The 13,825-nt window shown below is 62.8% G+C and carries 11 protein-coding genes and 1 riboswitch; of the genes, 4 read left to right on the forward strand and 7 right to left on the reverse strand.

Going from position 1 to position 13,825, the window contains the following annotated elements; genetic code table 11:
- Nucleotides 1-460: 460 nt before the first annotated feature.
- From BVH03_RS23420 to BVH03_RS23445, 6 genes are all read right to left on the reverse strand, one after another.
- Nucleotides 461-1,774 carry a diguanylate cyclase domain-containing protein gene (locus BVH03_RS23420; protein WP_256574797.1) on the reverse strand — a complete coding sequence of 438 codons (1,314 nt, stop codon included), beginning with the start codon at nt 1,772-1,774 and terminating at the stop codon, nt 461-463.
- A 146-nt stretch (nt 1,775-1,920) separates the two neighbouring features.
- Nucleotides 1,921-2,577: an OmpA family protein gene (locus BVH03_RS23425; RefSeq protein ID WP_083640149.1), complete on the reverse strand. Its 657-nt coding sequence runs from the start codon at nt 2,575-2,577 to the stop codon at nt 1,921-1,923.
- A gap of 124 nt (nt 2,578-2,701) precedes the next feature.
- Nucleotides 2,702-3,346 (reverse strand): MBL fold metallo-hydrolase, encoded by a 645-nt coding sequence (locus BVH03_RS23430; protein ID WP_075963420.1) that lies wholly within the window; start codon nt 3,344-3,346, stop codon nt 2,702-2,704.
- Nucleotides 3,347-3,512: 166 nt separating this feature from the next.
- Complete coding sequence (locus BVH03_RS23435) at nt 3,513-4,880, reverse strand: DUF1329 domain-containing protein (protein ID WP_075963421.1); 1,368 nt, start codon at nt 4,878-4,880, stop codon at nt 3,513-3,515.
- 28 nt (nt 4,881-4,908) lie between these two features.
- Nucleotides 4,909-6,855 carry a DUF1302 domain-containing protein gene (locus BVH03_RS23440; protein ID WP_075963422.1) on the reverse strand — a complete coding sequence of 649 codons (1,947 nt, stop codon included), beginning with the start codon at nt 6,853-6,855 and terminating at the stop codon, nt 4,909-4,911.
- Between the two features lie 212 nt (nt 6,856-7,067).
- A complete protein-coding gene (locus tag BVH03_RS23445) occupies nt 7,068-8,750 on the reverse strand; it encodes a fatty acid--CoA ligase (protein WP_075963423.1) in 1,683 nt (560 codons plus the stop codon).
- Between the two features lie 183 nt (nt 8,751-8,933).
- Between BVH03_RS23445 and BVH03_RS23450 the strand changes: the two genes are divergently transcribed.
- Nucleotides 8,934-10,109 (forward strand): acetyl-CoA C-acyltransferase, encoded by a 1,176-nt coding sequence (locus BVH03_RS23450; protein WP_075963424.1) that lies wholly within the window; start codon nt 8,934-8,936, stop codon nt 10,107-10,109.
- A gap of 29 nt (nt 10,110-10,138) precedes the next feature.
- Here the strand turns inward: BVH03_RS23450 and BVH03_RS23455 are convergent, their stop codons facing one another.
- Nucleotides 10,139-10,768, reverse strand: coding sequence for a LysE family transporter (locus BVH03_RS23455; protein WP_075963425.1), 630 nt, complete (start codon nt 10,766-10,768; stop codon nt 10,139-10,141).
- Between the two features lie 133 nt (nt 10,769-10,901).
- On the opposite strand from BVH03_RS23455, the gene BVH03_RS23460 reads away from it, so the two are divergent.
- The 3 genes from BVH03_RS23460 to BVH03_RS23470 all read left to right on the forward strand — a co-directional run bounded on the left by BVH03_RS23460 (nt 10,902) and on the right by BVH03_RS23470 (nt 13,821).
- Nucleotides 10,902-11,867, forward strand: a complete 966-nt coding sequence (locus BVH03_RS23460; protein WP_075963426.1) for a 2-hydroxyacid dehydrogenase — start codon at nt 10,902-10,904, stop codon at nt 11,865-11,867.
- Nucleotides 11,868-11,939: 72 nt separating this feature from the next.
- Complete coding sequence (locus tag BVH03_RS23465; protein WP_075963427.1) at nt 11,940-12,938, forward strand: class I SAM-dependent methyltransferase; 999 nt, start codon at nt 11,940-11,942, stop codon at nt 12,936-12,938.
- Between the two features lie 58 nt (nt 12,939-12,996).
- A riboswitch (yybP-ykoY riboswitch) is annotated at nt 12,997-13,143 on the forward strand.
- A 90-nt stretch (nt 13,144-13,233) separates the two neighbouring features.
- A complete protein-coding gene (locus BVH03_RS23470) occupies nt 13,234-13,821 on the forward strand; it encodes a TMEM165/GDT1 family protein (RefSeq protein WP_168175670.1) in 588 nt (195 codons plus the stop codon).
- Nucleotides 13,822-13,825 lie beyond the last annotated feature (4 nt).

Consider the following 13,825-nt stretch of genomic DNA (forward strand, 5'->3'; position numbering starts at 1 on the left):
GGCTGCTACAAGGCAGAAGCTGCCGTTCGCATAACGCGTAGGGGCTTTAGCCCCGAGCTTTTTACGTTTCACACGCCGTGCGTAAGCTGTGGTTTGCTAGCATTATCGCTTTGTTCATACGTCCGGTTCCGCTCTGTCGAGCGGGTTTCTTTTGGCATCGCCCGGATGGCCGGCCCCGCCAAAAGAAACCAAAAGGTCTAGCCCCGACATCCGGCCCCAGCTTCGCTGGGGTTCCCTCGCTTCATCGTTGTTCCGAGGGCCCGCCGCGAAGGGCCATCCCTGGCCCATCGCGGCTCTCGCGGCGTCCATGCCGCTCTACCCTCTCCACAACGATTCCACTCGGCCTCCTGAAGGGGCGATTGGTGTCGCCTGCCAATTTTGTGGCATGAGAAACACCAAAAAGCAAAGTGGCCGAGCGTCCGCTACCGCCACTTAGCGACCAAAATCGACGAACCTCGGCTTAAGCCTTTGACCAGGTTCCTGCAGCCCTGTAGAAGCGGTACTGGCCACGCCCAGCGTGCTTGGCCGCATACATGGCCGTATCGGCCGCCCGCAGCAGGTCCTCGACCGTGCCGCCGTCGGCGGGCAAGCAGGCAATGCCGATGCTGACGCCCAAGCCAGACAGTTCACCCTCGCCCGCCTGCTCGGCGACCTGCTGCACCAGTTTCTGCGCCACCGAGGCCGCTTCGTCAGCGCTGCCCAGGCTGTCGAGAATCACCGTGAACTCGTCACCGCCGATGCGCGCCAGGCGGTCGTAGGGCCGCAGGCAGCTTTTCAGCTGGCCGCTGACCTGGCGCAGCACCTGATCGCCACGCTCGTGGCCCAGGGTGTCATTGACGCGCTTGAAACCATCAAGATCCAGGTACAGCAAGGCGGACTTCTGGCCCGTGCGCTGGTGACGCGAAATCGCCGCCTGCAGCTCCTGCAGGAAGCCACGGCGGTTGAGCAAGCCGGTCAGGGCGTCGGTGATGACCAATGACTCGAGCTGCCGGTGCAGGTCGCGCACCACCGACATGTCCAGCGCCAGCAGGACCATACCGCGTCCTTCATCCGGCAACGGCGAGCTGGAAAGCGCTACCGGCACGAGGCGACCTTCGCGGGTACGCAGATTGGCGTCGTGCAGGCGCAGATGCTCGCGGCGTTGCCAGTGCTGATAGAAGTTCGACGCCTGCCACTGCACGGCCCCGGCACTATCGATCCAGTCCAGCAGATCACTGCCGGTCAACTCGCTCGCCTGGCAGTCGAGCATCCGCATGATCGCCGGGTTGGCGAAGCGAATACGCCCCTCCTCACCGACTACCAGAATGCCTTCGGCGGTATTGTCGAGAATCGAGGCATTGAAGGCCCGCTCGCGCTCCAGCTGCTGCGCCACACGAAGAAGCTCACGGCGATAACGCTCATGCTCGAGCAGCGCGCGCACCTTGTGCAGCAGCATCGCCGGCTGCACCGGCTTGGCGATGAAATCCATCGCCCCGGCGCCGTATCCCTGGTTGAGAATCTCGTCGGTCTGCGCCATGCCAGAAATGAAGATGATCGGTATCAGCCGGGTGCGCGGGTCGCTGCGCATGCGCCGCGCCACCTCAAAGCCGTCCATGCGCGGCATCTGCACATCCAGCAGCACCAGGGCGACCTCGACCTGATCCAGGTAGTCGAGGGCCTTGGCGCCCGAGTCCACGCAGTGAACCGGTTGCTCGATGGCCTCGAGTAATTCCTGCATATCGTCCAGATTGTCCTGTCGATCATCGACCACGAGAATTTCCAGCCGCTCTGGCACCACATCGACCTCCCTGCCCACATTGCGTTATGGCTCGACTACCGATCATCACAGTCTAGCCAGCGCGCGCCAGGCAGCCACCGGCTCGAGAATGGGGCAGGCATGAAAACCCCGCCGCGGCGGGGTTTTCTGATGCACGGTTCGGCTTACAACGGACGCAGGTTGATTTCCACACGGCGGTTCTGCGCGCGCCCGGCCTCGTTGGCGTTGCTGGCGATCGGCTGGTTTGGGCCGGCGCCGTAGGCCGAGATGCGGGAGGAAGCCACGCCATTGGCGGCCAGGTACGATGCCACGCTCTGGGCGCGGCGGGTGGACAGGCTCTGGTTCAGCTCGGCCGAACCGGTGCTGTCGGTATGGCCGACGATGTTCACGCCGTTCTTGTTGAATTCCTTGAAGGTCAGCACCAGCGAATTCAGCGTCGGGTAGAAGCTGCTGGAAATGTCCGCCGAATTGCTGGCGAAGGTGATGTTGCCGGGCATTATCAGGGTCAGGTCATTGCCATTGCGCTGCACTTGCACACCCGTGCCTTGCAACTGCTGGCGTAGTTTGGCTTCCTGAGTGTCGACATAATAGCCGTAGCCACCGCCTGCCGCGCCACCAACGGCGGCGCCGATCAATGCGCCCTTTGTGCGGTCTTTCTTGCTCGAGGTGGCAGCCCCCACGGCTGCACCAGCCAGCGCACCCACACCGCCGTAGATACCGGCCTTGCCCGCCTGGCTCTCGCCGGTATAGGGGTTGGCCGTACAGCCGGACAGGACAGCGAGAACGGCCGTTGCGGCAATCAGGGAGCGGCACTTGATCATGGATAATCCTTAGTCGTGTTGCGGAGGGAGGCAGTTTTACTCGCGGCTTCGAGCCAGCCAGCGCCGCCAAGTTCCCGACCAAGGCTAACAATCAGCGCGCGAAAAATCTGTAAACGCTTGTTTCTCAAGCTCGCACGAATGGATTTTCGCGCATCTCGTCACCCAATCGAGTATCCGGCCCATGGCCGGTCACCACGGTGGCGTCCTCGTCCAGGCGGTATAGACGCTGCTTGATAGAACGCTCGATGGTCGGGTAGTCGCCACCCCACAGGTCGGTACGCCCGATGCCGCGGCGAAACAGCGTGTCGCCGGCGATCAACAGCTTGGCCTCGGGAAACCAGAAGCTCATGGAGCCCGGCGTATGTCCCGGCGTATGCAGGGCCACTCCACAGCCACAGGCGAGGGCCTCGTCATCGGCCAGCCATTGATCGGGCGCAGGCACTGGCCGGTAGGGAACACCGAACATCTGGCACTGCATCTCCAGGTTGTCCCACAGAAACTGGTCATCCTTGTGCAGGTGCAAGGTCGCGCCGGTCTGTTCCTTCATCTGTCCCGAAGCCAGGAAGTGATCGAGGTGCGCGTGAGTGTGGATGATGCTCACCACCTTCAAGCCATGAGCCTCCAGACGCGCCATGATCTGATCGGGATTGCCACCCGGATCGACCACGATGGCCTGGCCGCTGAGGGGATCGCCAATGATGGTGCAGTTGCACTGCAGCGGGCCGACGGGAAAGGTTTCACGGATCAACGCGGGGGGAGTGGGTTGCATGGGAGTTCCCTGTAACGCAGGTGGCGGGCGAAAGACCAATTGTAACCACCGCAAGGTGCCGCTCGGAGGATTCGCTGATCTTGGCCTCGTGGCCTTGCGGGAAAAACCAGTCGATCAGACAGCGGAAAGCCGGCCCTGAGGCCGGCTTTCTGGTCTCACGCGGCGATCAACGAACGCCGGACTGGCGCAGCGCTGCCGGGGTGTAGTCGCTTTCCTTGGCAGGGTAGTCGAACTCGTAGGCGCGCTTCTCCTCGTTCTTCAGGCCCAGGGCCAGGTAGCGACCGGAGAGCAGATCATGGATGACCTCGACGGCGTACCACGGCACCTGCTTGTCGTAGTAGTACTGGGCGTGGGCTTCCGCTACGCGCCACAGGGTACCGCGACCGTCATAGTGGTCGATGGCAGCGGCCTGCCAGGTATCCTCGTCGATGTAGAAGTCACGCTTGGCATAGATGTGGCGCTCACCCTGCTTGAGGGTAGCGGTCACGTGCCAGACGCGGTGCAGCTCGTATCGGGTCAGATCCGGGTTGAGGTGACCTGGCTTGACGATATCGGCGTACTTCAGCTTTGGCGAATCGAGGCGGTAGCTGTTGTAGGGGATGTAGATTTCCTTCTTGCCCAGCAACTGCCAGTCGTAGCGATCGGGCGAGCCGTTGTACATGTCGAGGTTGTCCGAGGTGCGCAGGCCATCGGCTGCGGTACCCGGGCCGTCGTAGGACACCTGCGGCGCACGACGCACGCGACGCTGGCCGGCGTTGTACAGCCACGCCATGCGTGGCTCCTTCACCTGGTCGATGGTCTCGTGCACCAGCAACACGTTACCGGCCAGGCGCGATGGCGCGGTTACCCGCTGCTTGAAGTAGAACAGGATGTTGCTCGGCTGGCTGGTGTCGACGCCCGTCATCATGCTGCGGAAAGCGAACTCCTCTTCCAGGCTGACCGGGCTGAACGAACCGTTTGCCTGCGGCGTCACCTGCACCACGTGACGACGCACACTGGCACCGCGGTAGCGCGTGATGTGGTTCCAGATCGCTTCCAGACCATCCTTCGGAATCGGGAACGGGTTGGCCAGCTGGAAGTTCTCCAGCCCTTCACCGCCCTGAATCAGCTTGGTGTTAGTGGCATTCTGCTTGGTCGCGGCGATGATGTTGTCCGGCACCGTCGCCGTACGGTGGGCCGTGTAAACCGGCATCCGGTAGGTTTCCGGGTAACGCTTGAACATCGCGTACTGGCCGGGCGTCAGCTTGTCCTTGTATTGCTCGACATTCTGCGCGGTGATGGTGAACAGCGGCTTCTCGTTGGGAAACGGATCGGCCAGGAAGCCGCCCGCATCGACCGCCCCGGCATTGACCGGCAGACCGCCGGTCCAGGCCGGGATGCTGCCATCGGCATTGCCGGCTTTTTCCGCGCCGATCGGCGTCAGGGTATTACCCAGCTTGCCCGCCTCGTCCGCTGACACCGCAGCCATCACACCGGTGGCCAGTAGCGACAACGTCAGAGCGCCGGTTTGCAACAGCCTTTTTGTTGTTTTCATAAATGCGTTTTCCTATGAATACGGGCGCTTAGAAGTTCATACCGAAGCTGAGAGCCAGGAAGTCACGATCAACCAGAGTGTTGTAACGGCCATCGAAGAAGTTGGTGTAGGCAATGGTCGCGGTGTAGGTGTTCTGATATTCGGCATCGACGCCCAGGCTGGCGGCCTTGGCACCTTCGTTGAACAACCCGTTGGGACCGTAACCATCAACGTCGTGGGAGAAGGCGACGTTGGGCCGCAGGTTCACACCGGCGAACACATCGCTGTAGTCGAGGATGCCGCGCATGCGATAACCCCAGGAGTTGGCGGTGGTGAAACCATGGTCGCCATAACGAGCGATGGACGTTTCGTTAGGGTCCACCGCACTGCCGGTGATGCCATAGATGGGGTCACGGCCATAGCGGTTCTTGCTCTTGCCTTCAAGGCCGCCGACGTGCGCGAAGCCGACCTCGCCCACCAGGGTTAGGCGGTCAGCGCCCAGAACCTGGTCGAAGAAGTGCGTGAAGGTGGTCTGGATCTGGGTAATTTCCTTGCGGTCGTAGCCCTTCTGCACCACTCCCGGCGCAGACGTGCCGGCCGCCGCGCCAGCCAGGGCGAGGGTCAGTTGCTGGGTGTTGATCTGCACCGGTGCATTCGGGCGATAGCTGACTTCACCCTGCCAGGCCGTGCCGGTAGGCAGCGTGGTGGAGAAGCTCAGGCCATAAAGGCGAATGTCCTCGGGATAATCCATGAAGTAACTGCCGTTACCCACGGCCACCGCAGCACCGGCAAGCGTGCGCGCCTGAGCGCCCAGGGGACCCGCGAAACCAGCAGGTGGCGCGGCACCGAGCCATGCATTGCCCGATCCCACCCACGCAGCAGGGCTACCCGCGGCACCCACACCCAGGGTGTTGTAGATACTGCGAGCTGCCGCGCCAATTCTCGCCAGAGCGGCCGCATCGGCATTCTGCACACTGAGGAACGGCGTGCGGCTGTGGTAATTCATGAAGTACGCGCCGTACTCGGTGTTATCGCCCTGCCAGCGCAGTGCCAGACCCCACTGCCCGTCGTCGCGTGCCGTGTTGTCCTTGCCGCGACGCACCACCATGCCTTCCTGGGTGTAGTTCACACCGGCGGCCGATGCACCGATCGGCGCCAGCGCCGGCGCCCCGGCTGCCAGGGCATCGACGCCACGCAACAAGCCAACCAGACTGCTGTTGAGGATGTTGTAGTTGTTGTTACAACCATTGGCCGCCACATCGGCGGTCGAGAAGAAGGTCCCGCAGTTATCGACGACGGTCTGTTTCCAGCTCAACTGGTAGAAGCTCTCCATCGACAAGCGGTCGGTGATGCTCTGGGAGACGTAGAACATGTTGACCGGGATCAGACCTTCCTTGACCTCACTGCCCGGGCGTCGGAAAGCGGAAACGTCAACGGGGTTGATCGAGTTGATGCTGTTCTGGATGAAGGTACTTTCACCCCAGCTCACCACCTGCTTACCCAGGCGCACGGAACCGGGCTGATCGCCAATCGAGTAATTGTGATAAACGAAGGTATCGAGCCACTCGGCGCCCGAGGATTTGGCGCCAGGTTTGCGGCCATCATCGCTGATGTCCTTGAAGGGACGAGACTCGTCTTTCAGCTCGAAATCGTACCAATACTTGCCGCGCACGAATAAACCCGTGTCGCCATACTTCAATTCAAGGTCATGGATACCCTTGAATATCTTGGAAAAAGTCTCCCCGCGCTTGAAGTTCAAACGGCCATCGTCACCCGTCTGGGTATAACCGGTCCCCCCATTGGCCTCACCAATGAAACGATCATCTCGCTTGGCTGTCGACCAACTGGCCCCCACCGACAGCGACGAATCGAACTGACCTTCGATTTCCCCGATATTGAAGTTCACCGCGAATGCCGGGCTGGCAAGAGTTGATGCGAGGCTGACGGCCAGCGGCAGTTTTGCCAGACGCCAGAACGGCCTTGTTGTGTTGGTCATCGACACTACTCCATTTGTTTTTGTTATGGCTGATTGACTAAAGCCAGCGAGCCTTGCCAGGTGGTGCTTGCAGTGCCCGAGACACTCTGGCTCGCCAGTTTAGAGGGATCAGTCCCATCCGTGACAAGCCAAGGATGGCCGGAAACCAGCAATTAGCAAGCCAAACGTTTGTTTGACTGATCAGTCACATTTTTGGCGTTGAAATTCGTGCCTTACAGGGACGATAAAAACGCACTTCCGGTGTCCTGCCACTGCGCGAGATCAACGCGAATACGCTTTTTGTCCAGCTTGCCCACACTGGTCTTGGGAATTTCGGTAACAAGGGCGATCTGCGAGGGAATTGCCCACTTGTTGATGACCCCCTGCTCGACGAAAGGCGTGAGGTGTTCCCTGACAATACGCGCGTCCAGCGCCTGGCCCTCCTTTGCCACCACCAGGGCAAATGGGCGCTCGCCCCACTGCTGATCGGCCACGCCGACCACGGCCACCTCGCGAACCGCCGGATGGCGACTGATCAGGTCTTCGAGTTCCAGTGAGGAGAGCCACTCGCCCCCGGTCTTGATCACGTCCTTGAGGCGGTCGCGAATGTCGATGAACCCCATATCGTCCAGCGTCGCTACGTCGCCGGTGTGTAGCCAGCCGTGAGCCCACAGCTCCTGCCCCTTTTCCGGCTCACGAAAGTAGCCCTGGGTCAGCCAGGGTGCGCGCAGCACCAACTCGCCCTGGGTTTCACCATCGGCGGGCAAGCGGATGCCCTCGCCGTCCATGATCGCAGCCTCTACAAACGGCACCGGAACCCCGGCCTTGATGCGGAAGGAGGTACGCTGCTCCTCGCCGGCAGCGAGTAACTCTTCGTTGATGTAGCCACAGGAAATCAGTGGACAGGTTTCGGACATCCCATACGCGGCCGTCAGTTGAATGCCTTTGGCCTTGGCGGCCTCATACACCGCGCGGTTGAGTGCACTGCCCCCGATGATCACCTTCAGGCCCTTGAAGTCATGACCCTGAGCGCCAGGCGCGGCCAGCAGCATCTGCAGGATGGTCGGCACGCAATGGGAAAAGGTCACCTGCTCGCTCTTGATCAGCTTGCAGAGCATCTCCGGCTCGTAGCGCCCCGGATAGACCTGTTTGACGCCCAGCATCGTGGCGACATAAGGCACGCCCCAGGCGTGTACATGGAACATGGGGGTGATCGGCATATACACGTCGCTATTGCCCATCAGGCGGATGCTGTCCAGGCTGCCTAGGGTGGTGGCCATGGATAGGGTGTGCAGCACCAACTGCCGATGGGTGAAGTACACGCCCTTGGGATTGCCGGTGGTACCGGTGGTGTAGAAGGTGGTTGCCACGGAGTTTTCGTCGAAGTCGGCGAATGCATAGCTCGGCTCGGCCGCCGCCATCAGGCTTTCATATTCTCCGACCGACCCGGGAAGCTCGGTATCAGCTGCCGCGTTGTCGGTCAGCAGCAGCGTACCGGTCACGGTGGTGAGCTGCCCGGCGATGCCCTGATACAGCGCGGCAAAATCGCTGTTGACCAGTACGAAGCGGTCTTCGGCGTGGTTCATGGTGTAGAGGATTTGCTCCGGCGACAGGCGGATGTTGATGGTGTGCAGCACCGCTCCCAGCATCGGCACCGCGAACATGCATTCCAGATACCGGTGGCTGTCCCAATCCATCACCGCCACGGTATCACCCGCCTTTACGCCGGCTTGAGTGAGCACGTTGGCCAGGCGCGCCACCCGCTCATTGAAGGTCGCGTAGCTGTAACGCAAGGTGTCGCGGTAAACGATTTCGCGATTTTTCTCGTAGCGACTGCCGGACAGCAGCAGGCTCTTGATCAGCAGAGGGTATGGGTGGGCATTCGCGGCGGGGGGAATGATGCGGGTCTGCAACATGGGCTCACCTGTTCTGGACTATTGTTGAAAGCGTCGAAGATGAAGCGAAACCGAAACGGAGATGGCAACTTGCCCAACAGTAGCCGGTGCCAGCGCTCACTCAATCAGCCAAAGGGATGATTGTGTTGCTCGCTATGACCAGCCAGGCGGTTTCGCCCCTTTACTGCAGATTGAGGTGGAAATATGTCGGATATCGTTATCGTCAGCGGCGCTCGAACGCCCATGGGTGGTTTTCAGGGTAGCCTGTCTTCGCTAAGCGCAACGGACCTTGGTGCGGCGGCGATTGGCGCCGCCATCGCCCGCGCGGGTATCGACCCCGGCGACGTGCAGGAAGTGATCATGGGCTGCGTGTTGCCCGCTGGCCTCAAGCAGGGCCCGGCACGCCAGGCCTCGCTCGCCGCCGGCCTGCCCAGCGCGACGGGTTGCACTACCGTCAACAAGCTTTGCGGCTCGGGCATGAAGGCGGTGATGCTGGCCCACGACCTGATCAAGGCCGGCAGCGCCGAGGTAGTGATAGCGGGCGGGATGGAGAGCATGTCCAACGCCCCATACCTGCTGCCAAAGGCACGTGGCGGCTTGCGAATGGGCCACGGCGAGGTCAAGGATCACATGTTCTTCGATGGGCTGGAGGACGCTCGCACCGGACGGCTGATGGGTTCTTTCGCCCAGGAAACCGCGGATCGCTATGGCATTACCCGCGAGCAGATGGACGCCTATGCCATCGAGTCACTGCGCCGCGCGCAGCAGGCCATGCAGTCGGGTGCGCTGGCCGAAGAGATCGTGCCCGTGAACGCTGCGACGCGTAAGGGTGATGTCGAGGTGAGCGAAGACGAGCAGCCGCTCAACGCCCGGATCGATCGCATCGCCGGCCTCAAGCCAGCCTTCAGCAAGGACGGCAGCATTACCGCGGCCAATGCCAGCTCGATTTCCGATGGTGCCAGCGCGCTGCTGCTGATGAGCGCCGAGCAAGCCCGGGCGCGAGGCTTGCAACCGCTGGCACGCATCGTCGCCCACGCGACCCAGAGCCAGGATCCCAGCGAGTTTACCCTTGCGCCCATCGGCGCCATCAGCAAGCTACTGGACAAGGCCGGCTGGCAAAAGAACCAGGTCGATCTGTTCGAGATCAACGAGGCCTTCGCGATGGTCACCATGCTGGCCATACGCGAACACGACCTCGATCACGCCAGGGTGAATATCTACGGCGGCGCCTGCGCCCAAGGGCATCCAGTGGGCTCGACCGGCTCGCGCATCATCGTCACGCTGATCAATGCCTTGCGCCAGACCGGCAGCAAGCGCGGCATCGCCTCGCTGTGCATCGGCGGCGGCGAGGCGACGGCGATCGCGATTGAAGTGCTTTAAGAAGCTGGCGGGTGGCGCAATCGCGACCGTTACTTCAGCTCGGTAAACGCCAGCTTGATCCCCAGGCCGACCAGCACCGCGCCCATCAGGCGATCGAACCAGTGGCCCATGCGCGCGAAACCATCGCGCACGCGCTGCTGACTGAACAGCATCGCCACCAGGCAGAACCACGCGGCCGTGGCAACGGCGAGGTATACGCCGTAGCCGCCCTGCACCAGCAGCGGAGTGTGCGGGTTGATCACCACGGTGAACAGCGACAGGAAGAACAGCGTCGCCTTGGGATTCAGGCCATTGGTCACGAAGCCCGTGATGAACGCCGCCCGTGGCGTTCGTAGCGGAGCCAGCGCCAAAGATTGCGCGGCCTCGGGAACCGCCGGCCTGGCCCGCAGCGCCTTGAACCCGATGTACAGCAAATAGGCAGCGGCCAGCCACTTCAAGGCATTGAAGAGCACGATCGACTGCGAAACGATCAGCCCGATGCCTGCCAGCGAATACGCCACATGCAGGAAGATCGCGCTGCCCACACCCAGGGCGCAGAACACGCCGGTACGCCGGCCGTGGGCGACGCTCTCGCGCACCACGACGGCGAAATCAGGCCCTGGGCTGGCCACGGCCAGGAGATGAATGAGGGCAACGGTAAGAAATTCCATCCAGTACACGGCGGCTCCAGGAGTTGGCTGATTGACCCAGGCTGGCGGATGCCGACCTGTCCCACGGCAGCGGGCAGGCGGCACAGCGCTTCTGATAGGCTGCACTTTACTTCCCGACAAGACTGCCAGAAAGGTACAGCTGATGAGTAAAACAGGCCGCGCGGTGTTTCTCGATTATCGCTCACTCGATCTGGGCGATCTGGACATGACGCCGCTGCGCGAATCCTTCGCCGAGTTGGTGCTGCATGACCAGAGCAGCCCGTCGCAAATCATCGAGCGTCTGCAGGGTGCCCGCGTGGCGATCAGCAACAAGGCCGTGATCGATTCAGCCGTGCTGGCGCGCTGTCCGGATCTCGAGCTGGTGCTGGTCGCGGCCACCGGTACCAACAACGTCGACCTTGCCGCGGCCCGAGCCCGTGGCGTGACCGTCTGCAATTGCCAGGGTTATGGCACGCCATCGGTGGCCCAGCATACCCTTACGCTGCTGCTCGCCCTGGCCACCAGCCTGCAGGACTATCAACGCGCTGTTCGCGCTGGCCGCTGGCAGCAGTCGCCCATGTTCTGTTTGCTCGACCACCCGATCGTCGAACTCGAAGGCAAGACCCTGGGCCTGCTTGGCCACGGCGAGCTGGGCGGCGCCGTCGCCAGGCTGGCCGAAGCGTTCGGCATGCGCGTGCGCTACGGTCAACTGCCAGGACGGCCACCGCGAGCCGATCGCCTGCCGCTGGACGAGCTGCTCACCCAGGTCGATGCCCTGACCCTGCATTGCCCGCTGACCGAACAGACCCGCAACCTGATCGGCGCCCGAGAGCTGGCCCTGCTCAAGCCTGGCGCTTTCGTGATCAATACCGCCCGCGGCGGTCTGATCGACGAACAGGCCCTGGCCGATGCCCTGCGCGCGGGCAAGCTCGGCGGTGCGGCCACCGACGTGCTGACTCAGGAGCCGCCCAAAGAAGGCAATCCATTGCTGGCCGACGACATTCCTCGCTTGATCGTCACCCCCCACAGCGCCTGGGGCGCCCGCGAGGCGCGCCAGCGGATCGTCGGGCAGCTGGCGGAAAACGCAGCGGGCTTTTTCGCCGGACAAGCCAAGCGCCAGGTCAACTGAACCTTTGCGGCGTCGGGCTTGCAGCTTAGGGCCCACGCCCCTACCCTTCGCGCTTTTGCCGGGGTAGATCTGATGGATCCGCGAAGTGAAGTGCTGCTGCGTCAGGCCGAGCTATTCGGTGGCCCCACCTTGCTCGCGGGTCTGCCGGCCGATGACCTGCTAGGGCAACTGCCCCAGGCTGCGGGCTGGAGCTGGCATGCAGGCGACCAGGCGATGCTCGACGCGCGCTTCGTCGGGCGCAGCACCTTTGGCGTCACGCCGCCGGCTGCCACGCTGGAGACGGCGGTGCTGTTCCTGCCCAAATCCCGCGAGCTGACGGCTTACCTGCTCGACGCCCTCGCCGCCCGCCTGCCCGGCAAGCTGCTGTATCTAGTGGGCGAAAAGCGCGCCGGCGTCGAGCGAGCCGCCAAGCAGATGGCGGCCTACGGCACGCCGCGCAAGCTCGACAGCGCACGCCATTGCCAGCTGTGGCAGGTGCGCGTGGATCAGGCGCCGGCTGAACCTGATCTCGCCTCATTGGCACAGCGCTACAGCCTGCCACTCGCCGATGGTTCACTCGACGTCGTCACCCTGCCCGGCGTCTTCAGCCATGGCCGGCTGGATATCGGCAGCGCACTGCTGCTGGAGCATCTGGATCAACTGCCAGACGGCCACCTACTCGATTTCGGCTGCGGCGCCGGCGTGCTCGGGGCGGTGCTCAAACGTCGTTATCCAGACAGCCACGTCACCATGCTGGATGTCGATGCATTCGCCGTTGCCAGCAGCCGCCTGACCCTGGCTGCCAATGGCCTGCAGGCCGATGTCATCAGCGGTGACGGCATTGCCGCTGCGCCCGCGCAGCTGAGCGCCATTCTCAGCAACCCGCCTTTTCACCAGGGCGTGCACACCCATTATCAGGCCAGTGAAGACCTGCTACGTCAGGCTTCCCGGCACCTGCGCAAGGGCGGGCAGATTCGCCTGGTGGCCAACCGTTTCCTCAAGTATCCACCGCTGATCGAACAACATATCGGCGTCTGCCTCACCCTGGCCGACGCCGATGGCTTCCGCATCTACCAGGCCACCAGCCGATAACGGAGCCTGCCTGCGGCACAGCGGCGCAGGCCTTGCCCAGCAAGCTCGGTTTGGGCAGAATGCGCGCGTCCTAGGGGAGTAGTCTCCCGCGAGCGCCCGCTCGCCCGGCATGCATCAACATACTTGGTCGACAGACCATGGTGCGTGCGACCCAAGATCCGCCCAGACGGATCTGCGCCGTTCGGCTCGAACGCCGCGCAGGGTTTGACAAGACCTATGACACGAACACCTTACCCGGGGCGGGGAGGCTGTACGTGTCATAGCCGTGTCTACCCGCCCCTTAGGAAGCCTGATGCTGGAATCTCTTTTCGTTCCCACCCTGATCGTTGCCCTGGCGGAAATCGGCGATAAGACGCAGCTGCTCGCCCTGTTGCTGGCCGCTCGCTTTCGCAGGCCCTGGCCGATCATCTGGGGCATGGTGGTCGCCACGCTCGCCAACCACCTGGCCGCCGGTGCGGTGGGCAACTGGGTGGCGGGCCTGCTCTCGCCGGCACTGCTGAGCTGGATCCTGGCGGCGTCCTTCGTCGCCGTGGCGCTATGGACGCTGATCCCGGACAAGCTCGACGATGACGAAAGCTCCAGCCTCAAACGCTATGGGCCGTTCCTGACCACGCTGATCGCCTTCTTCCTGGCCGAGATGGGTGACAAGACCCAGGTGGCGACAGTGATGCTCGCCGCCCAGTACCCGCACTTCATCATGGTGGTGCTCGGCACCACGCTGGGCATGCTGATTGCCAACGTGCCGGTGGTGCTGGCCGGCAACTTCGCCGCCGACCGCCTGCCGCTCACCCTGATTCGCCGGCTCGCCGCCATCGCCTTCGCCGCGCTGGCGGTCTATGCGGCCTATCAGGCCATGCTGTTGAGCGGATTTCTGAACGGCTGATCGC

It is taken from the genome of Pseudomonas sp. PA15(2017), from assembly GCF_001945395.1.
GTDB lineage: Bacteria > Pseudomonadota > Gammaproteobacteria > Pseudomonadales > Pseudomonadaceae > Aquipseudomonas.